The sequence below is a fragment of the Enterococcus sp. C63 genome (genome assembly GCF_040887215.1).
In the GTDB taxonomy this organism is placed as follows: Bacteria; Bacillota; Bacilli; order Lactobacillales; family Enterococcaceae; genus Enterococcus_B; species Enterococcus_B hirae.
On record NZ_JBFOFI010000002.1, the window covers coordinates 266,692 to 288,743 of the forward strand.

The window sequence follows — 22,052 nt, forward strand, 5'->3', positions numbered from 1 at the left end:
AATTAGAATACAATGAAAACGCTTTTGAATGTATATAAATAAAGAATGTTATTCGATATCTTTATAAAGTAAGTATGCTTTTTAAGTGATTTTTTTAGTTTTTATCAATTGTAACCGTTTCTATATGATTAAAATACGAACGTTATCTTTTTTGGAGGAAGTGTGAGCAGATGGTTTTCTTTTCAAGATATTTACACAGAATTAAATCAATCTACACATAGAAGCGTTAGCATTGATTATAAGGTAGAAATTATTAACACCTGTAAAAAGAAATTTTATTACGTGAGGGGCTATGAAAAATGATTGAGGTTATCAATCTGAAGAAAGTATTCGATAATGGGTTTGAAGCACTGAAGTCTGTTGATTTTCAAATCGAAAAAGGGGATTTGGTTTGTTTGCTTGGCCCTAGTGGTTGTGGAAAATCAACGATTTTGAATTTGATTGCGGGGTTATTAAGCCCTAGTCATGGGGACATTCGTTTTAGTGGAGAGTCGGTGGTACGAACGGAACCGAAAGATCGGAATATTGGTTTTGTATTTCAAAATTATGCTTTATACCCGCATATGACTGTGGTTGAGAATATTATGTTTCCATTGACGGTTGCGAAAATAAAATCAAAAAAGCGGAAGCTAAAAAAATATCACAGGAATATATGAAACTAACGAATATCGAAGAACTCCAAGATAAAAAACCAGGGACTTTATCAGGTGGACAACAACAACGTGTGGCTATTACACGAGCCTTAGTCCAGAAACCAGAAGTTTTATTATTAGACGAGCCCTTAAGTAATTTGGATGCACGCTTGCGATTAAAGATACGAGAAGAAATCCGTCGTTTGGTAAAAGAAGTTGGAATCACTACGATTTTTGTGACGCATGATCAAGAAGAAGCACTTTCGATTAGTGACAAAATCATTTTACTGAATGAAGGTGTGATTCAACAAAATGATATTCCGCAGAATTTATACTTAGACCCGGCTAACCTTTTTGTTGCCAATTTTATCGGTAACCCGATCATCAATACGTTACCGGTCGAGGTCAATGTTCGTGAAGGGAAAATCAGCCATACGGATTTTCAAATTCCTCTGACGAAACTGGAATCCGCTCAATTAAGAAAACCATTAGTGGATGGAAAATATATCTTAGGGATTCGACCAGAAGACGTTTTTCCAACGACTAACGGATTGTTCGAAGTACAAGTTTCTGGAGTTGAATTGATCGGACGTGAACAGATTTTGAATTTTTCGCTCGCTGCGAAACGTCTGAAATCGATCGTTAGTATTGAAAAGCTCATCGAGGAAGATACGGTACTCTCTTTTGATTTTCAGTACCATAAAATGTTTCTTTTCAATGAAGAAGGGGAGCGGGTGTACTAATGTTCAAAAAAGCATATGATCCAGAAAATCAACCGAAAGCTTGGTTCTTCTTACTGCCATCATTGGTCATTATTGTTTTGTTCAGTATCTATCCGTTGTTCCGTTCACTAGCGATGAGCTTTCAAAAAGGCTCCTTAATCAATCAACAATTTGCAGGAATTGAGAATTATCAGCGTGTGTTGTCAGACCCAGTCTTTATCAAAGCATTAAGAAACACCGCATTGTTTGCTTTTACAGTTGTTCCTATTTCATTGCTCCTTTCACTGGGAATCGCTTGGGTGATCTTTGAAAAAGTGAAACATAAGACTTTTTTTGAAACGATTTTTTTCATGCCTTATGTGACAAGTACGATTGCTATCGGGATCGTCTTTCGCTATTTTTTCAACGGGTCCTATGGGCTCATTAATTATTTGCTGAATTTTTTAGGATTTGAATCAATCAATTGGTTAGATAATGTTTCGATGAGTATGACAACGTTGATCATCTTTGGGGTTTGGACCAGTCTCGCATTCAATATCATTATCTTATTGGCTGGTTTAAGAAATATTGACGAAGAGCATTATAAAATCGCTCGAATGTTTGGAGCAGATGCTTGGGAGATTTTTAGTCGGATCACGTTTCCTCAATTGATCCCAACGATCACCTTCTTGTTGACTGTCAATATCATCGGAGCGTTTAAAGTCTATACTCAAGTCTATGCTTTGTTTGGTGGGCAGCCAGGGATCGCCAAAAGTGCTACGACAGCGGTCTTTTATATTTACGATAAATTCCACATCGCTGGTCGACCAGGGATCGCTATGGCGGCGACGGTCATTTTGTTCCTCGTCATTTTACTGATCACATTTATTCAAAATAAATTGTTGAAGAAAGTAGGGAGAAGATGATGAAAAAAGTTGTTACAGGACTCTCATTGCTATTTATCGGAATTTTAGGGATCGTAACGATTTTTCCATTTATTTATATGATTTTAGCTGGGTTGATGACATATAGTGAGGCAACGAGTATTCCGCCAACCATACTGCCAACATCATTTCAATGGGGAAATTATACGGAGGTATTTGAAAAAGCGCCATTTTTACGTTATTTCTTCAATACCGTCTTTGTTTCGTTAGTAACTACGATTGCTACAGTCATCACATCTGTTTTAGCGGCTTTTGCGTTAACAAGTCTGGAATTTCGTTTTAAAAAATTGATTATCGGAATCATGATCTCATTACTAATGGTTCCTTATGAGTCCATTATTTTTACGAATTACAATACGATTTCACGAATGGGATTACTAAACAGCTATAGTGCATTGATCATTCCTTTCTTGACCAGTATTTTTTATATTTATTATTTGAACGGGTATTTAAAGAGTATTTCCAGTACCTTTTATAAAGCAGCTAAAATCGATGGTGCCAGTGATCTAGAGTATATTTGGAAAATTTTAGTGCCGATGTCTAAACCAGCATTAGTCACGGTGGGTATCTTGACGTTTATTTCAAGTTGGAATTCATTTTTATGGCCACTGCTTGTGACGAACGAGAAAAAATTCCGCCTGTTAAATAATGGTTTAGCTGCTTTTACCTCTGAAAGTGGGAGTGACGTTCATTTACAAATGGCGGCGGCGACGTTAACAGTTATCCCGATTTTGATTATTTATTTGATTTTTAGAAAAGAAATTATACGAGGAGTGGCGAAAAATGGAATCAAAGGATAAAACAGTGATTACTTTCCATAGCGGAATCTTAACGATCGGTGGAACGATCATTGAAGTTGCCTACCGCGATTCACACATCTTTTTTGATTTTGGCACAGAGTACCGTCCAGAATTAGACTTAGCTGATGAATCTTTAAATACATTGCTTGAACATCGATTGATTCCTGACTTGAATGGATTATATGATCCAAGGCTGTTTGATCAAGTACAGCACATACAAGCAGGAGAAAGAGAGCCGTATCAGCATACAGCCGTTTTCTTATCTCACGCTCATTTGGATCATTCAAAAATGATCAATTATCTTGATCCAGCAATTCCTTTATACACTTTAAATGAAACGAAGCAAATCTTACATTCCCTTCATCGAAACAACGATTTCTTGATTCCTTCTCCTTTTGAAAAAGAAGGGTTTATACGTGAAATGAATGGATTATCTCCTTATGAAACTGTCCAGATCGGAGAAATCAGTGTGGAGATTCTACCAGTCGATCATGATGCGTATGGTGCAGCTGCTTTACTAATCAAAACGCCTGACCGATTCTTGACTTACACTGGTGACTTGCGTCTTCATGGATATGACCGGCAAATGACAGAAACGTTTTGTCAAAAATCATTTCAGACTGACTTATTGATGATGGAAGGCGTCAGCATCAGTTTTCCTGACCGAGAAATAAGCGAACAAACGCCAATTGCTACGGAAGAAGAGCTAGTGCAGCGCTTTTGTGAACTGGTCGATCAATATCCTAATCGTCAAATTACTTTCAATGGGTACCCAGCAAACCTTAAACGCTTTGAAATGCTGGTGAAACAATCCCCGCGAACGATGGTTTTAGAAGCGAATATGGCTGCATTAATGAAAGAAGTCCTAGGAATGGATGTGCCCTATTACTATTTAACGGATAGTCCAGTCATTCCGATTCTTCAGTCAGAATTAGAATATCCCTACGAAGTTTTACGCAACGATGAAACAACTTTTGTTTGGCAAGTCGTTGATAATATAGAAAACTTGCAAGGAGGAGGTTTATACATTCATAGTGATGCCCAACCATTGGGAGATTTTGATCCACAATATGCTGTCTTTTTAAAGATTTTAGCTGAAAAGCAAGTTGAATTTGTTCGATTATCGCTGTCTGGACACGCATTTCCAGCTGATTTAGCTGAAATCATCGACAAGATACAACCAAAAGTGTTAGTGCCGATCCATACGTTAAAACCTGAGAAATTAGTCAATCCTTATGGAGAAAGAATTTTGCCAAAACGTGGCGAACAAATTATTTTATAAGAGAAAAGGGAGAGTAAAAAGAAGATGAAAATGAAAAAATGGGCTTCTGTGTTTGTGGCTGCAGCAGCAGTATTTGCGTTAAGTGCTTGTGGAAAGAATGAAAAGGTAGATAGTTCAAGTGAGGATATCGTAACAGAAATCAATGAAAAGACAACGATCAACTTCTGGCATGCGATGAATGGTGCGCAAGAAGAAGCATTAACTAAACTTACAGATGACTTCATGAAAGAAAATCCTAATATCAAGGTAGAGTTGCAAAATCAATCGCAATATTCGGATCTTCAAGCAAAAATCAATTCGACATTACCTTCACCTAAGGATCTGCCGACAATCACTCAAGCTTATCCAGGATGGCTATGGAATGCCGCTCAAGATGAGATGTTGGTTGATTTAAACCCTTATATCGAAAATGATACGATTGGCTGGAAGGATCAGGAAGAAATCCGTGATTCATTATTAGAAGGTGCTAAAATTGATGACAAGCAATATGGTATCCCTTTTAACAAATCAACGGAAATGCTTTTCTACAATGCAGATCTATTAAAACAATATAACGTTGAAGTGCCGACGACACTAGCAGAATTAAAAGAAGCTTCAAAAACGATCTATGAAAAATCAGATGGGCAAGTGGTGGGTGCTGGGTTTGATTCATTGAATAACTACTATGCGATCGGTATGAAAAATAAAGGTGTTGATTTTGACAAAGACTTAGCTTTAGATGGGAAAGAATCACAAAAAGTGATCGATTACTATGCTGAGGGCGTCAAAGATGGTTATTTCCGAATTGCTGGATCGGATAAGTACTTGTCAGGTCCTTTTGCAAATGAACAAGTGGCAATGTTTGTTGGCTCGATTGCTGGAGAAGGTTATGTGAAAAAAGATACTGAAGGAAAATTTGAGTATGGCGTTGCGCCACGTCCTGAAAAAATCAATTTGCAACAAGGAACGGATATCTATATGTTCAGTAGTGCCAGTGCTGAAAAACGCACAGCTGCTTTTGAATATATGAAATTTTTAGCACAACCGGAAAACCAACTGTATTGGGCAAATATGACTGGTTATATGCCAATCGTTGAATCGGTTCTTGAAAGTGATGAATACAAGAATTCTACAGAAACAAAAGTACCACAATATTTAGAAGCAGCTACTTCTGATCTATTCTCGATCCCTGTGATTGAAAACGCAGATCCTGCTTATAATGAGGTACGTTCGATCATGGAAAACATTTTATCGAATACGAATCAAGATACGAAGAAACTGATAAAAGATTCCGTTCCTCAATTGGAAGATGCTTGGAATCAATAAACAATCGAACGAAAGAACGTTCAGAACGTTAGCTTGTTTGCTTTAGGCGGTTGAGACAAAAGTGTTTAACATCAAGAAATAAGAAGGAGTTTCCGAAATTTTCTTCTCAAATTTTGGGTCAATTTCGGCTTATTTTTCGAAGATGCTGCTTTTGTCTCGCTGTGAACAAGAGGTTGTGAGAGAAGCGTTTAGCTCCTCTCTTATTGTTGAGGAGTTGCTTCTTGAACGCCGTTTATTCGTTTTTAGAGAGACTAAAAGAGACTGAGGCAAGTTTTGGTTCAGTCTCATGAAATGGGAGACAAGTATGAAAATAACATTGTTAGCAACTAGTGACGTCCATGGGTATATCTATCCAACGAACTATGCGACGGATCAAGAACAACCTTATGGCTATGCTAAAATTGCCAGTAGGATAAAACAAATCAGAGAAACTAGCCCAGACCCTCTTTATGTCATTGATAACGGTGACTTCATTCAGGGGTCACCTTTTAGTTACTACTTAGCAAAACAACAAGATCACCACGTCTCAGAATTAACGAATGTCTTAAATGAAATGGATGTGGATGCTAGTATATTAGGAAATCATGAATTTAATTATGGCTTATCTTACTTAGAACAAGCTATCGCTAGTTATCATCATCCTGTCTTATCTGCTAATATTTTAACGAGCAAAGGCGATCCTTATTTTGGACAGCCCTATGTGATGATTGAAAAACAAGGGATCAAAGTGGCAATTTTAGGGTTGACCACGCAATATATTCCTCATTGGGAACAACCTGAAACAATTAAAGACCTACAATTTGTTTCTGCAGTTGAAGCAGCAAAACAATATGTACCTAAACTTAGAGAATTAGCAGATGTAGTGGTTGTAGCTTATCATGGTGGATTCGAGAAAGATTTAGAGACTGGCGAACCCACCGAAGCATTGACTGGCGAAAATGAAGGCTTCCAACTACTTCAAGAAGTAGCTGGGATGGATGCGTTGATTACTGGGCACCAACATCGAGTGATTGCTGCGAAGGTAAATAGTGTGCCGATTATCCAACCGGGCTATCGTGGCGAATTTTTAGGTAAAATCGAATTATCCTTGGAACGAACGGTTAATGGTTATCGTGTTTCGGACGGAAAAGCAGAACTGATTTCCTTAGTAACTGACGAGGCAGATGAAGACATTCTTTCACTTGTTCAAAAAACAGAAAATGAATTGCAAACATGGCTTGATCAACCAGTGGGAGAGGTACAAGGAGACATGAAAATCACTGATCCGATGCAAGCACGAATCGTGGAACATCCTTATATTGAGTTTATTAATCGGGTGCAAATGGCTGCCAGCGGAGTATCGATTTCTGGAACGGCTCTGTTCAACAATGAAGGTCAAGGATTCAATGAAACTATTACAATGAGAGAAATTATTACCAATTATATTTATCCTAATACTTTAGCAGTTCTTAAAATTACAGGGCAGGATCTAAGAGATGCCTTAGAACAAACAGCAAACTTCTTGGCAATAGAATCAGGCGAGATCGTATTTAATCCTGCGTTCATTGAACCTAAACCACAGTATTATAATTATGACATGTATGAGGGCATTGATTATGAGATCGATTTACGTCAACCAGTAGGGCAAAGGATCACTAAATTAGCCAGAGCAGGCAAACCGATCCATCCTGAGGAAGAGCTGGAAGTAGTCATGAATCAGTACAGAGCGGTCGGTGGTGGGAATTATCACATGTTCTCTGCCGATAAAATCATTCGTGAAATCCAAATCGATATGACTGAACTGATTGCTGATTATTTAAGAAAACATCAACAAATTCATGCTGAAGTGAATCATAACTTTCGGGTAATCAAGTAAACAAGAGGGACAGAAATTAGTGAAATCTGTCTATTCAAGTCTATTCAAGTCTATTCAAGAAAAGAGCAAGCCAAAACGAAGGTAAATAAATCGAAGCATGCAATTAACAAAATTGTTTATCAAAACTAATCCAAAAGGTAATTGTTGTAAATGATTAACAGTCTCAAGCGTTGTAAGTTTCAGGTTATTTTCAATGTACTTATAACGTTTTTTTGGTGAAAGTATGATCTTAGAAACGTTCTAAATTTGCTTTACTATAAATTTAGTTACAACCTTTTTTATAAAACAATACATCAGTATGGGTTATTTATAAAAAAATTTTCGTTATTTAATATCTTTTTTTACTTTTTTGTCTTTACTCTTCATTTTTTGTATATAATGGAATAGGCAAATTTGAATGGGAGTGGAGAAAGGTATGAGAAAAAAACGTCCTTTTCTTCTCTTTTGGTTAGTTGGTTTTTTCTTACTGCTTTTTTTATCAGCCGCAGTTTCAGGAAAAATGACAGCAGATATCGCTCAACTAGAAACAGAAAAAATCATTGCAAGTAAAGAATCAGTAGATAAATTTAAAAAAGAATTTTCTACTTATTGGTGGAAGGATTACAAGATAGTAGCCAACTATGATAAGGGAGAATTAGAGCTTTATTTGCCAAAAGACAAGGAAAGTAATCAGTTTATCAATATTGATGATGTCTTAAGTGCTATTTCGTTAAGACAATATCAATTCAACGATAAACATTTGACCGTCTTACTTTTAACCAATGACGGAGAAAAACTAGCTCGATTAAAGAACGGAAAAGTAATAACCAGCTATTCAGATAAGGTGAATCGTGAGGTTGTTAGTACCCGTCTGAAAGAGTGGATAAAAATGAATAAAGAAGTCAAAGAAAATTCTGATACGACTCAGGTTGAGCCGACTCAGGAAAGTTCTTCTGAACGTTCGGAAACAATTCAAAGTACGACCCAAAGTAAGTCCAAGACGCAATCGAGTCGTACAACTAAAAATAGCACAAAAAACAGCAAAGCAAGTCAGCAACAGAAGGCAAAGTAACACGAGTATTTTAGTAAGAGTACGCAAACTGTGAAATAGATGGGGCAACACGTCTTTTCCAGCTCAAGTACTGAAAGGTGCACGATAGTCATTCGTTTGAAATGATGGAAGCTCATTTGTTTTTACTAAGTTACTGTTTTCTGCTGAATCTTTGACTGATTGTTCTTGCTTCATTCGATAACTAGAACTATTGTAGTTCAGGTTGACCAAAACAAAAACAGCTAACAAAAACTCCTCAGGATGGACATATTTAGTCTGAGGGGTTCTTTTTTTTGGCATAGATATCCATAATTGCTCCCTTCATTTCTAAAAAAAATCTTAAAATAACCCTTTTTTTAGGAAATTTTCATATTTTAGGAGCAGAATAAAAAAAAATAAAAGAGAGAAGTGATACTTGTGACACATTTGAAAAAATTGTGCCAAAATCGTTTGCTGATTGTTTTGACAGCTAGTTTTTTCTTTTGGCTGAAAACGATCTTTGCCTATTACGTTGATTTTTCATTGGGCGTTGAAGGCAGCATCCAATACTTTATTCTGTGGATTAATCCAATTGCAACGACATTGTTGTTTTTTGGTTTAGCATTATATATAAAAAAATTGAAACCCGCATTGATTGTTCTTTTAATCATTGATATTTTAAATACGCTTTTGCTTTATTTGAATATTATTTTTTATCGAGAATTTACAGATTTCGTGACCGTAAAGTCTATTCTAGGCTTTTCTAAAGTTTCGCAAGGTTTATCAGGAAGTTCCTTTGCATTAATGAGACCTCATGACATTTTGTATTGGTTGGATATATTAGTATTTGTAGGACTCATCATCTGGATGTTTGTTAAAAAAATACCAGTAAAAAGTCCTGCAGTCTCTAAACCAGTGGCGATCGCAGTTACTTGTCTGTCAGCGTTGATTTTTTCAGGAAATTTAGCGCTTAGTGAAGCAAATCGTCCCCAATTGTTGCAACGGACGTTTGACCGTTCTTACATCGTCAAATATTTGGGAATCGATGCCTATACTATTTACGATGCTATCAAAACTGGGATGACAAGTAGTGTTCGTGCGCATGCAAGTAGTAATGGTGTGGAAGAAGTGAGAAAATACACCGAAAATCATTATGCTGCTCCTAATCCAGCAACATTTGGCGTGGCTAAAGGGAAAAACATCATTGTCCTGCATTTAGAAAGCTTCCAACAATTTCTAATCAATATGAAGGTAGATGGTCAAGAAGTAACGCCATTCTTAAATAGTATCTATAAGAATCAATCAACGATCAGCTTTGACAATTTCTTCCATGAAGTTGGACAAGGAAAAACAAGTGATGCAGAAAATATGTTAGAGACGGGAACTTTTGGTTTACCACAAGGTTCTTTGTTTACCGAGTTAGGTTCAGATAACACGTTCCAAGCTGCTCCAGCAATCTTGGCGCAACAGCAAGGTTATACGAGCGCGGTTTTCCATGGGAATGTCGGGAGCTTCTGGAACCGAGATCATGTGTATAAAAATTTAGGCTATGACAACTTCTTTGATCGTTCTTATTTCAATAGTTCAGATGAAACGTTGGGATATGGTATTTTAGATAAGGACTTATTCAGAGAATCAGCTAAATATTTGGAACATTTACAACAACCGTTCTATACTAAGTTTCTTTCGGTAACCAATCATACGCCATACTATACAGACGATAAACATTTTAATTTCCCATCATTGAAGACTGGCAATAGCAGAGTAGATGATTACGTCCGGACAGCTCATTATTTAGATCAATCGTTGGAACAATTCTTTACGTATTTGAAAAAATCCGGTATCTATCAAAATTCGATGTTTGTCATCTACGGAGATCATTTTGGGATATCCAATACGGATAATAAAGACTTGGCGAAAGCTTTAGGAAAAGACCCTGCTACTTGGGATGATTTTGATAATGCTCAAATGCAGCGAGTGCCATTGATGTTCCACATTCCAGGTTATAAAAAAGGTGAGATCAATCATGAATATGGTGGCGAAATTGATGTGTTACCTACCCTGTTACACTTAGTAGGAATCAATGATAAAGACTATATCCATTTTGGTACAGATTTGCTTTCACCACAGCATGATCAGTTGGTTGCCTTTAGAAATGGTAATTTTGTGACACCTAAATATACCGTTTTAGATGGAAAAACTTATGATAACCAAACAGGGGAAATCATTGATCCTAAAAAAGCTGGTATCCAAAAAGAAGTGGAAAAAGATCAGAATCAAGTCAAAACGGCTTTAAGTTTATCTGATAAGTTGAATCAAGAGAATCTATTACGTTTCTATGTACCAGATAACTTTAAAACGATTGATCCCAAAAAGTATGATTATAAAAATGATGCAGAGAAAAATGAAACCATTGAAAAACAAAAAGGAAGCAAGTCCACGAGTGTTTATTCTAAAAATGGAAATAAAACAACGACTAACCTTTACCCTGCAGAAACAGATGAGAATAATTAAATGAATAGTTGACAAAACTTCCAAAAAAGTCGATTTGTTTTCACTTTTTTGGAAGTTTTTTTTATATAATTCGTAAACTTTTTTATTTTAGCGTATGTAATTAGTGAAGGAAACAAATTTTTTACAGCGATTCTTTTGGAAGTGAAAAATCCGAGGAAATTTGGATAGGTGTAAAAAATGATGGCTGAATTCAGTTGAATCAAATAAAAATAGAAAAGGAAAATAGGATAAACTTGTCAGCTATAGGTTGACCGAAGAATAAAAATCAGAAACAACAAGGAGGGGAAACGTTTAATCAAAACAACAACTGGCAATGAACGAACATGTACATATAGAAGCACAGATCCAAGCAGCTAATTTATTTTTCAACACTTTGGCTAAACATTTCTTATCATACAAACGGTCATGTGATACGTGTTGTAGAAGTGTTACAAGAAGGATGAAAGATCAACTGTTTCGTACATGGCACTCACTCAGTTATTGGTTTTGGTAACGATCAATTATGTATGATGGAGAATTAATCAAGCAACTTCGAGTGAATCGAAAGTTGACACAAACACAGTTAGCAAAGGGAATCTGTTCCAAAACATCTCTAGTAGGAATCGAAAATCATACCGTAAAGAAGATCTCTTTTTGTACACTAAAAGCCTTCTTGGAACGCTTAAATATTTCTTTGGCCGAATATGAATGGTTACGTAATCAGCTTGAAGAACCCAAAAAAACGAAGAAAAGTCGGCATCTTTTAAATAAAATCCAAGAAGAGAACTTTGATCCTTATAAGGAAATTGCCAACAACCGAAAGCAATATAAAAAAACAGCTGATTTATACTATTTAATGTTAAATCTACAGATGTTTTGGCAGACGAATGGAAAAATGGAGTTGCAATTAGAATTTCTAGGATATGAGTGTCGTACGATTGAAGAATACTTTATGAAAATCAGGGAATATGGTCATTTTGAGTTAGACATTCTTTCCAAGTATCCCTATATTTTCAGTGATTCATTTCTAGACAATCATTACTTGAAAATCAAAAAAAGAATGCGACAAATGACCGATTCTTTGAATGAAGACTATTTATTTACATTTTTAATGAATCTCACGCTTTATTATATCGATAAAAAACGTTTCAAAAAAGCGCGTAGCATCAACCTCGATATGTCTCGCAGTTTGGCACACAAAGAAAAATCAACAATCATTTATGAAAGTTTGATGACAGAATACTACAGAAAGCTGATTGCACAAGCCTTAGGTGAACCACTTTCAAAAGAGTTGAATACTTTTTTTACGGTCATCGAATATACCCTAGGCAAGAAAGAGCGCAAACGTCTTGAAGAGAAACTCTTGGAAGTGATAAAAGAAGAAGAGAAAAAAATGATGTTGTTTGAACAGATTGCAAAAATAGAACAAGAATAAGTAAGACAAGTGAATAAGAGTAGAAAAGACCTTGCAACAATCATTGACTAAACGAACTGTCAGGTACTTTTCTGCTCTTTCACTCAACTATCAGTCAGAGCAAATCTGTTTGGTCATTCAGGATGAACGATCTCAGATTTTTGCTTTTTTGTATCGAATAATGGGAAAAAACGATTGATTTCATTGGTTGCAGCATCTCTTGAATCAGATGCATGAATGATATTTTCAGTTCCAGGTAAGGCATAATCTCCACGAATCGTTCCAGGAACAGCATCTACAGCTTTAGTTGCACCGACCATCTTACGGACGATATCGATGACATCCTCTCCAGCTAAAACAAGATAGACTACTGGTCCCGAGGTCATATAATCAATCAATTCATCGAAAAAGCTCCGACCACTTAAGTGATGATAATGCTCTTGTGCGAGTTCTTTTGTCATTGTTGCAAACTTCATTTCAGTAATTGCTAATCCTTTTTCTTCAAATCGTTGGATGATCCGCCCAATTAAATGACGTCTGACACCATCCGGTTTGATAATGACCAATGTACGTTCCATCTGATACACCCCTTTTTTTGTTATACCTTTATTATACTGGTGTCTGAGTAAACCCACAATCAAAGTGAAAAAGCTGATCAACATGCGGGCTATTAAATTCAATAAGAATTTTCTAACCCCATCAATCAAAAACAATTTATTTACCATAAATGTTTGGAAAAAGCAAAAAATAAGTTTGACAATCGGTGCATAAGTTGTTATATTTACGAAGGAAAACTAAATAGGATTTGTTAGGTGAGGCTCCTATACAAACACAGGCTACTGCCCAAAAACGTCGAGAGACGCCAATGGGTAGAACAGGAATTGTCGAGACAAGGCTTTTCATAAGGTAGCTAAAAGCAAGGAATTGCTTTTTACGTTGTACAGTGTCAAAACTCAACGATGAGATCAAAGAAGCTTTTTTTTATGTGCTTTTTCGACCTTTCGCTGAATTTTTGATGAAAGGTCTTTTTGTGTTGAAACAATCCTAACAAACAAAAAATGGAGGTGGTTTCGTTGGGAAGTTGATGCTTTTAAAACGAAAGAGAAACAAGAACAATTCTATCAAGTTAAAGGAGATGAGAACAAATGGATGACAGTCCTGCGAAGAAAATAATGCGAGAGAAATTGCTGGATGAGGCTATTATCTATCTGTTTTCAGCCCCTTTAAATACAGTATTTTCTCCATTACTCAACTAACTAAAAATAACCCAGCTTAAATAAGTATTGCTTATATTTACTGGGTCTAAGGAGAAAAATGAGATGGAAAAAAAGAGAGATACACAAAAAATGTATGCTGCATTTGCAGGAAAGACAAAACAAGAATTATTGAACTTCTTTCATTCGACTGATCAAGGAATGAAAGACGAACAAATTGAAGAATCAAGAGAAAAATATGGTGAAAATTCAATCTCTTATGGGAAGAAAACACCCTTTATTGTAGAAGCTTTAAAAGCTTATATTACACCATTCACCTTGGTATTGATTGCACTCGGAGTGATTTCATTTATCACAGAATACGTGTTAGCCGCTCCTGGGGATAAAGATTTATTTGGAGTAATTATCATCTTTACGATGGTCATCGTCAGTGGAACGATGACGTTGGTTCAATCTGTTCGCTCTAACCAAGCCGCAGAAAAATTAAAATCATTGGTAAAAGTAACCGCAGCAGTTAAACGTAACGGTGATTATACTGAGATTCCAATGGAAGAAATCGTTTGTGGAGACCTTGTTCGATTATCAGCAGGTGATATGATTCCTGCAGATATGCGTCTGTTGTCAGCCAAAGATTTATTTATTTCACAAGCTGCCTTAACTGGTGAAAGTTACCCTGTCGAAAAGCAAGCGATTGTTTACGATGATGAGACTTTGAGTGAAACTAGTTATGAAAATTTGGCTTTTATGGGAAGTAACGTTATCAGTGGGAGTGCTGAAGGTATTATTGTATCTGTTGGTAATGAAACATTATTTGGACATGTGGCTCAAACGCTCTCTGAAAAACCGATCAAATCAAGCTTTGAAATTGGTATTCATAAAACATCCATGTTATTGATCAAATTCATGGCTTTAATGGCACCAACAGTTATCGTTATCAATGGGTTGACTAAAGGGGATTGGCTAGAAGCTTTTCTATTCGGTTTATCTGTAGCAGTCGGTCTTACACCTGAAATGTTACCAATGATTGTTACTACGAACTTAGTTAAAGGTGCTAGCGTGATGGCGAAAAAAGGAACGGTCATCAAAAATTTGAATGCGATCCAAAACTTTGGTGCGATCGACGTGTTATGTACGGATAAAACTGGGACATTGACTCAAGATAAAATCATTTTAGAATACCACATGGATTGTTCTGGTAAAGAAGATGATCGTGTTTTACGCCATGCGTATTTAAATAGTTACTATCAAACAGGATTAAAAAATCTGTTGGATGTAGCAATTATTGATGAAGCCAAACAAACATTAGCAACCGATAAAATCAATTACCGCAAAGTGGATGAAATTCCATTTGACTTTGAACGTCGTCGGATGAGTGTCGTTGTAGAGGACACCGCAGGTAAAACACAAATGATTACCAAAGGTGCGATCGAAGAGATGTTGAGTATCTCTAATTACATCGACATTGATGGGATCGTTAGTCCATTAACCAATGAAAAAAGAGAATCAGTTCTTGCAAAAGTGAGAGATTTAAATGAAGATGGTCTACGTGTAATCGGAGTGGCCCAAAAAACAAACCCAAGCGTAGTTGGCGAATTTTCAGTGAAAGATGAATCAGATATGGTATTGATTGGATACCTTGCTTTCCTTGATCCTCCAAAAGAAACGACGAAACAAGCGCTAAAAGCATTGAAAGATCATGGTGTCGCAGTCAAAGTCTTAACTGGTGATAATGAATTAGTCACTCGTTCGGTTTGTCGTCAAGTGGGTCTGGAAATTAATGAATTGATCACTGGCGAAAAGATTTCAGAAATGGATGATCGCGAATTAGCACAAGTTGCTGAAAATCATGAAGTATTTGTTAAATTGAATCCTCAACAAAAGGCTCGTTTAACGACTGCTTTACGGCAAAATGGCCATACCGTGGGCTTTTTAGGTGATGGTATCAATGATGCACCGGCAATGAAAGTAGCGGATATCGGTATTTCGGTTGATACAGCAGTAGATATCGCAAAAGAATCAGCCGATGTGATCTTACTAGAAAAAGATTTAACGATTTTAGAAAGAGGTCTTTTATCTGGTCGAGAAACATTTGGGAACATCATGAAATACATCAAGGCAACTGCAAGTTCAAACTTTGGGAATATGTTCTCTGTCTTAGTTGCCAGCACATTCTTACCATTTTTACCAATGTTGCCACTGCAAATTCTCTTTTTGAATTTGATTTACGATGTGTCTTGTATCTCACTTCCATGGGATAAAATGGATAAAGAATATCTACATGAGCCTAAAAAATGGGAAGCATCAAGCATTGGGAAATTTATGGTATACTTTGGACCTACGAGTTCGATTTTTGATATCACTACCTACTTATTGATGTACTTTATCATTTGTCCAGCAGTTGTAGGTGGAGATTTCCATACATTAGATGCACAACAAAAGATCGTATTTATTGCGTTGTTCCATGCAGGTTGGTTCGTTGAATCATTATGGTCACAAACATTAGTCCTACACGCACTACGGACACCAAAGATTCCATTTATTCAAAGCAATGCGACATTTGCGATGTTTACGATTACGACATTAGGAATCGTTGTAGGTTCGATTCTGCCATTTACAGGCTTTGGTGCAGAACTAGGTTTGATGCCGTTACCAGGAACTTACTGGACTTGGTTAGTCGTAACGATTTTAGCTTACTTGATATTAGTGACAATGGTCAAAAAATTCTATATTAAAAAATTCGGTGAACTATTGTAATGGTTGATGAATGAACACCGTGAAAAAGAGGTTGTGAAGTCATCGGGTAGCTCCGAAGACAATAAGAAAGAATTTTTTGAAACAGCTCCTCATGTTTTGAAAAATTCAGGCTTATTGCAAGGAGGTGATGAATGAACACCGTTTACCCGTCCATTCTCACCTCTAATCATGAGTTCGGGGCACTTCAAAAGTGCCTCGGACTCATTTTTTTCTACACCTTTCATTTTATTATGAAAGGAAAATATGATTCGTTCTGTGCAAATAACAATGAAACATGCTAAACTATGGATATTGTTTTCTGAAAGGAATAGTGAAAAATGAAAGGCGCAATATTTGATTTAGATGGACTATTAGTTGACACGGAGAAAACTTATCGTGATGGTTGGTTATGGGGATTCCAACAGTATGATTTAGCGATTCCCAAAGAAGTAGTAGATGCTTGGGGAGGTAAAAACTGGAAGCAAAGTTTTGACATTTTAGTGAAAGCAGCTGGAAGCCCTGAAAAAGTTCAAGAAGTTCGTGCTAAGCGTGAAGAATATTTTTATCAACAGCTTCATAACGGTGGGATACAATTAAAACCCTATGCGAAAGAAGTTTTAGCTGAATTAAAAAAACGTGACTTACGACTTGGATTAGCGACAACGACAGTTACTAAAAGAGCGACTGATATCTTAGCCCAATTTGATTTGGCTAATTATTTTGATACGATGACATTCGGTGATGAAGTAAGTGAAAACAAGCCTTCACCTGTTCCTTACTTGACCGCTTTAGAAAGAACAAAATTAGTTGCTTCAGAAGCATTTGCAGTGGAAGATTCTTTAGTTGGAGCTACTTCTGCTTCCCGAGCTGGGATGGGCGTTGTTTTAATTCCAGATACTAGTTTTGAACGAAATTATACAGCAGAAGAAAAAGAAAAATTAAATTTACTTGCTGAAGGAAACGACTTACGAACTGTTATTGAAATGTTAGATAAAAAAACAACAAAATAATTCAATCATTTTTTTGTAAACTTCTTCCTTGACTTTTAATTATGAGTACGGTAAATTATTCGCAACAACTAAATAAGTATATTCGTTGATAAGGAAAGTAAACTTGAACGATTTCCTAGAGAGGCTCTGTTTGGTGAAAAGAGTCAAATCCGCAAAGTTGAAAATGGCCTTGGAGAATAATTTGTCGATAAGTAGATAAATTCGGTCGTCGTTCAACCGTTAAACTGAACCCCAATCTCTCAGGAATGAGACGTTGGCTAGAGGGAAGGAAACTTCCGAATAAAGGTGGTACCACGATTCGTCGTCCTTTTACTAACATTTTTTGTTGGTAAGAGGATTTTTTTTATATTTTTTTGCAATGATGTAGTAAGTACAGTTGGAAATCTTTTAACAGAGAGCTTCGGGAGCTGAGAAGAAGCAAAGAGGAACGATTGGAAAATGGCTACTGAGCATTTTACCCCAAGCATTTTGTGAGGCGGTAACGGTTGCGACCGGTATCTCGCTAGAGTATGTTTGTACTTGAAGAGGAGCGACATGTGAATGTGGCTTGAATATGAGGTGGTAACACGCAAAAAGGCGTCCTCAAGGAAATGATTGAGTTCATTTTCTTGAGGATGCCTTTTTTATTATACAACAAGGAGGAGAACGAATGATTGAGTTAAAAAACATCAGTGTCCATTTTGAGCAAAAAGGTAATGACATCCCAGCTGTCAATGAAGTGAATTTATCAGTTGCTCAAGGAGATGTCTATGGCATTGTGGGCTACTCTGGGGCAGGAAAAAGCACATTAGTTCGTGTGATGAATTTCTTACAGAAACCAACGAAGGGGGAAGTAATCATCCAACAGACGAATTTAGGTGATCTCACACCAAAAGAATTAAGAAAAGAACGGAAAACGATTGGTATGATTTTTCAACATTTCAACTTAATGGAAAGTCGCACAATTTTTGACAACGTTGATTTCTCCTTAAAGTATACTGGGAAATCAAAACAGGAACGTCGTCAGAAAGTAAGTGACTTACTGGATTTAGTAGGGTTAAAGGAAAAAGCTTCTGCCTATCCCAACCAATTATCTGGTGGACAGAAACAACGAGTAGCGATTGCGAGAGCTTTAGCAAATGATCCCAAAATATTGCTTTGTGATGAAGCGACGAGTGCCCTTGATCCAAAAACGACTCATCAAATTCTAGCGCTGCTCAAAAAATTAAATCGCCAATTAGGATTAACGATCGTCTTGATCACCCACGAAATGCAAGTAGTAAAAGAAATTTGTAATAAAGTGGCGGTGATGGAAGCTGGACGAATTATCGAAAGTGGAAGTAGTGTTCAAATTTTTAGTCATCCAAAAGAAGAACTAACGAAAGATTTTATACGTACAGCGACTCACTTAGATCAAGCATTGGAAAAGATTACTGGACAGCAAGGATTTGCAGAAGAGCTTACGGATAAATGGCTAGTTGAACTGAGTTATGTGGGGAGCCAAACGAATGAACCATTGATTGCCCAGTTGTATAGCAAATACCAAGTAACAGCAAACATTCTTTATGGCAATATCGAATGGCTGCAAGAAACACCGATAGGTAGCTTGGTGGTAACTTTAGCGGGAGATAGCATTCAAAAACAAAAAGCTCTAGATTATTTGATCCAATTAGGTATCAAAGTCAATCTCTTACAAAAACATGAAACACAAGAAAGAATCAAACTCGTTGAAGGAGGCGTTTAAGATGAACGAATGGCTCAAAAGCTATCTGCCAAATGTTTATTTGATCCCAGATGAATTCATTGAAGCGACAAAGCAAACACTATATATGACTTTCTGGTCTGCTTTGATTGGGGGAATCTTGGGCATTATATTAGGGGTGGTTTTAGTCGTTACCCGCCCTAAAGGATTAATTGAAAACCGCTTATGTTTTGAACTTTTTGATAAGGTGATCAATATCGTACGATCCATTCCATTTATCATTTTACTCTCTTTACTTGCATTGACGACTCGTTTTATTGTCGGAACAACAATTGGAGCAACGGCAGCCCTAGTTCCTCTGATTGTCGGCATCGTTCCTTTTTTTGCTCGACAAATCGAAAATGCCTTGCTTGAAGTTGATCCCGGTGTTATCGAAGCTGCACAAGCAATGGGAACGAGTCCATTGGGTATCATTTTTCGTGTTTATTTACTGGAAGGACTACCTAGTATCATTCGTGTCTCAGCTTTAACGATCATCAATGTTATTGGCTTAACCGCAATGGCAGGTGCTGTAGGAGCTGGTGGCTTAGGAAATTTAGCTATTTCTCGGGGCTATAATCGATTTCAAACAGACGTAACGGTTGTTGCGACATTATTGATTTTGGCATTGGTGTTTTTAAGTCAATTTATCAGTAATTTTTTAATTAAAAAAATATCACATTAATGGAGGAGAAAAAATGAAAAAAGTGATTCGATTTGCTGTAGTGACATTCGTCGCATTATTTTGGTTGGCAGGCTGTAGTCAAGGAAAGGCAGATACAAAAACAAAAGAAACAACTGTCAAATTAGGGGTGATTGGTGAAGATACAGATGTTTGGGACGATGTAAAAGCACGTCTAAAAAAGGAGAATATTGAATTAGAATATGTAAAGTTTACCGATTATAATCAACCAAATGCGGCCTTAGCTGATGGCTCAATTGATTTGAATGCCTTTCAACACCAGTTCTTTTTAGATAACTATAATGAAGAACATGGCACAAATCTAGTTTCAATCGGAAACACCGTAAATGCCCCATTAGGAATCTATTCCAATACGATCAAAAAGATTGAGGAAGTAAAAGAAGGTGCAAAAGTAGCCATCCCTAATGATGTAACCAATGGGGGACGCGCTTTACTTCTTCTTCAATCAGCGGGGCTGATCAAAGTTGATCCATCGAAAGGACAGACTCCGACGATTTCTGATGTGACAGAAAACGATAAAAAACTTAAGCTCACAGAATTGGATGCTTCGCAAACAGCACGTGCGCTAAACGATGTGAGTCTTTCGGTCATCAATAGTGGGGTAGCAGTCGATGCAGGGTTCACACCAACGAAAGATGCAATTTTCTTAGAACCAGTGGATGATCGTGCCCGCCCTTATGTCAACATCATTGTTGCCCGAAAAGAAGATGAAACAAACCGTACGTATCAAAAAATCGTTGATACTTATCAAACTGAAGCAACTGCTAAAGTCATTGAAGAAACGTCAAAAGGTTCGAGTGTTCCAGCATGGAAAACCTTTGGTCGTAAATGAGCATCATCAGAAAGTACAGCTCAAATGAACTAGAAATTTTTATCGGAAGCCAGCATACAAGGAGGAATTTTTTTATGACTACATCAACTATTTCAACGAATCGATCCAGTTTATTGAAAGAAGCGATCCAAGAAAGATTACCAGAATATCAAGCACTTGCCTTGGATATCCATCAACATCCAGAAGTGAGCAATTACGAATTTTATTCATCTGCTGCATTGATTCGCCAGTTAGAAAAAGAAGGCTTTACAGTTGAAAAGGAGGTCGCTGGACACCGTACAGGATTTGCTGCTAGCTATCGCTCAGATAAACCAGGTCCGACGATTGCATTTTTAGCTGAATTTGATGCACTTCCTGGAATTGGACATGCGTGTGGACATAATCTTTTTGGAACGTATTCCGTATTAGCCGCGAGTATCATTAAGAAACAAATTGACGAAATTGGTGGTGAGATCCGAGTGTATGGAACACCAGGGGAAGAAGGAGGAGAGAATGGTTCAGCGAAAGGGAGCTTTGTTCGTGAGGGATTATTTGACGATGTGGCGGCTGCTTTATGTGCTCATCCAGCTTACCGTTACGGAAAAACAACCGAATCGCTAGCTAATGATCCAGTTGATATCAAATTTTATGGAGTTGCTTCTCACGCTGCTGCAGCACCCGAAAAGGGAGTAAATGCATTAGAAGCACTGATCCAAGTTTTTAATGGTATCAACGCACTACGCTTACAATTACCTAAAGATGTCAATATCCATGGGATCATCACTAACGGCGGAGTTGCTGCTAACGTCATCCCTGAATATGCTGCAGGACGTTTTTATTTACGTGCTGGCAATCGCCAAACGTTAGATATAGTCTTTAAAAAAGTGGAACAAATCGTGAAAGGGGCTGCGTTGAGTACGGGCACAAGCTATGAATTTGGTTTGTTTCAAAATGCGGTAGATCATATGATTCCGACACCTTCTTTCGATGAGTTGTTTTTTACAAATGCAAAAGCAGCTGGAGTTCCAGAAACGGAAATCGATGTAACAGAAAAGACCAGCTTAGGATCCTCTGATGTAGGGAATGTCAGTCAAGTGATTCCGACGATTCAACCAACTATTTCGATTTCAGATGAGTATATCGCTGGACATTCGGAAGAGTTTAAAGCAGCCGCAAAAAGTGAAAAAGGGTTGGCATCGATCGCCATTGCAGCAGAACTATTAGCGGCTACCGCTTTAGATTTATTCGAACAACCAGCTTTATTGACAAAGATTCAGGAAGAACACCAACAACTTTTAGAAAAAAGTCAATTAACTGGTTCGACTTTTTAAATAAATAATGATTTATGATTTGAAAAAAATAGTCATTTTGTATTGACAAAAAATCTCGCAGAAGGTAAACTTCATGAAAGTCAACTTTTCACATA

The 22,052-nt window shown here is 37.0% G+C and carries 16 protein-coding genes, 1 pseudogene, 1 riboswitch and 2 other annotated features; of the genes and pseudogenes, 15 read left to right on the forward strand and 2 right to left on the reverse strand.

Annotation, left to right across the window (positions count from 1 at the left end; all coding sequences use genetic code 11):
* Positions 1–299 precede the first annotated feature (299 nt).
* From AB3H90_RS03855 to AB3H90_RS03885, 7 genes and pseudogenes are all read left to right on the forward strand, one after another.
* Positions 300–1,375, forward strand: a pseudogene (locus tag AB3H90_RS03855) (ABC transporter ATP-binding protein).
* Positions 1,375–2,259, forward strand: a complete 885-nt coding sequence (locus AB3H90_RS03860; RefSeq protein WP_368016217.1) for a carbohydrate ABC transporter permease — start codon at positions 1,375–1,377, stop codon at positions 2,257–2,259. Before AB3H90_RS03855 ends, AB3H90_RS03860 begins: the two are co-directional and overlap by 1 nt.
* Positions 2,259–3,077: a carbohydrate ABC transporter permease gene (locus AB3H90_RS03865; RefSeq protein WP_053765872.1), complete on the forward strand. Its 819-nt coding sequence runs from the start codon at positions 2,259–2,261 to the stop codon at positions 3,075–3,077. The genes AB3H90_RS03860 and AB3H90_RS03865 overlap by 1 nt, the downstream gene beginning before the upstream one ends.
* Positions 3,061–4,359: an MBL fold metallo-hydrolase gene (locus AB3H90_RS03870; protein WP_368016218.1), complete on the forward strand. Its 1,299-nt coding sequence runs from the start codon at positions 3,061–3,063 to the stop codon at positions 4,357–4,359. The genes AB3H90_RS03865 and AB3H90_RS03870 overlap by 17 nt, the downstream gene beginning before the upstream one ends.
* 24 nt (positions 4,360–4,383) lie before the next feature.
* Entirely contained in the window at positions 4,384–5,664 is a 1,281-nt protein-coding gene (locus AB3H90_RS03875; protein WP_368016219.1) for an extracellular solute-binding protein, read from the forward strand.
* A gap of 304 nt (positions 5,665–5,968) precedes the next feature.
* Positions 5,969–7,519, forward strand: a complete 1,551-nt coding sequence (locus tag AB3H90_RS03880; RefSeq protein WP_368016220.1) for a bifunctional UDP-sugar hydrolase/5'-nucleotidase — start codon at positions 5,969–5,971, stop codon at positions 7,517–7,519.
* A gap of 415 nt (positions 7,520–7,934) precedes the next feature.
* The gene (locus AB3H90_RS03885; RefSeq protein ID WP_368016221.1) at positions 7,935–8,570 is read left to right on the forward strand and encodes a hypothetical protein; all 636 of its coding nucleotides are present in this window, start codon (positions 7,935–7,937) and stop codon (positions 8,568–8,570) included.
* A 63-nt stretch (positions 8,571–8,633) separates the two neighbouring features.
* On the opposite strand, the gene AB3H90_RS03890 is transcribed toward AB3H90_RS03885, so the two are convergent.
* On the reverse strand, positions 8,634–8,849 hold the full coding sequence (locus tag AB3H90_RS03890) for a hypothetical protein (RefSeq protein WP_368016222.1): 216 nt from the start codon (positions 8,847–8,849) through the stop codon (positions 8,634–8,636).
* A 117-nt stretch (positions 8,850–8,966) separates the two neighbouring features.
* Between AB3H90_RS03890 and AB3H90_RS03895 the strand changes: the two genes are divergently transcribed.
* Both AB3H90_RS03895 and AB3H90_RS03900 read left to right on the forward strand, forming a co-directional pair.
* Positions 8,967–11,042: an LTA synthase family protein gene (locus AB3H90_RS03895; protein WP_088744981.1), complete on the forward strand. Its 2,076-nt coding sequence runs from the start codon at positions 8,967–8,969 to the stop codon at positions 11,040–11,042.
* A gap of 502 nt (positions 11,043–11,544) precedes the next feature.
* Complete coding sequence (locus AB3H90_RS03900) at positions 11,545–12,456, forward strand: helix-turn-helix domain-containing protein (protein ID WP_010738334.1); 912 nt, start codon at positions 11,545–11,547, stop codon at positions 12,454–12,456.
* Positions 12,457–12,569: 113 nt separating this feature from the next.
* Here the strand turns inward: AB3H90_RS03900 and ndk are convergent, their stop codons facing one another.
* A complete protein-coding gene (gene ndk, locus AB3H90_RS03905) occupies positions 12,570–13,013 on the reverse strand; it encodes a nucleoside-diphosphate kinase (protein ID WP_010719910.1) in 444 nt (147 codons plus the stop codon).
* Between the two features lie 219 nt (positions 13,014–13,232).
* Positions 13,233–13,407, forward strand: a riboswitch (M-box (ykoK) riboswitch).
* Positions 13,408–13,754: 347 nt separating this feature from the next.
* Between ndk and mgtA the strand changes: the two genes are divergently transcribed.
* From mgtA to AB3H90_RS03935, 6 genes are all read left to right on the forward strand, one after another.
* Entirely contained in the window at positions 13,755–16,403 is a 2,649-nt protein-coding gene (gene mgtA, locus AB3H90_RS03910; protein WP_368016223.1) for a magnesium-translocating P-type ATPase, read from the forward strand.
* A gap of 317 nt (positions 16,404–16,720) precedes the next feature.
* Entirely contained in the window at positions 16,721–17,392 is a 672-nt protein-coding gene (locus tag AB3H90_RS03915; RefSeq protein WP_063626674.1) for an HAD family phosphatase, read from the forward strand.
* 76 nt (positions 17,393–17,468) lie between these two features.
* Positions 17,469–17,704, forward strand: a binding site (T-box leader).
* A 37-nt stretch (positions 17,705–17,741) separates the two neighbouring features.
* Positions 17,742–17,979 (forward strand) — a binding site (T-box leader).
* Positions 17,980–18,041: 62 nt separating this feature from the next.
* Positions 18,042–19,115: a methionine ABC transporter ATP-binding protein gene (locus tag AB3H90_RS03920; protein WP_368016224.1), complete on the forward strand. Its 1,074-nt coding sequence runs from the start codon at positions 18,042–18,044 to the stop codon at positions 19,113–19,115.
* A gap of 1 nt (position 19,116) precedes the next feature.
* Complete coding sequence (locus AB3H90_RS03925) at positions 19,117–19,797, forward strand: methionine ABC transporter permease (protein WP_010719905.1); 681 nt, start codon at positions 19,117–19,119, stop codon at positions 19,795–19,797.
* 13 nt (positions 19,798–19,810) lie between these two features.
* Entirely contained in the window at positions 19,811–20,647 is an 837-nt protein-coding gene (locus tag AB3H90_RS03930; RefSeq protein WP_010738329.1) for a MetQ/NlpA family ABC transporter substrate-binding protein, read from the forward strand.
* Positions 20,648–20,721: 74 nt separating this feature from the next.
* The gene (locus AB3H90_RS03935; RefSeq protein WP_368016226.1) at positions 20,722–21,957 is read left to right on the forward strand and encodes a M20 family metallopeptidase; all 1,236 of its coding nucleotides are present in this window, start codon (positions 20,722–20,724) and stop codon (positions 21,955–21,957) included.
* Positions 21,958–22,052: the final 95 nt, after the last annotated feature.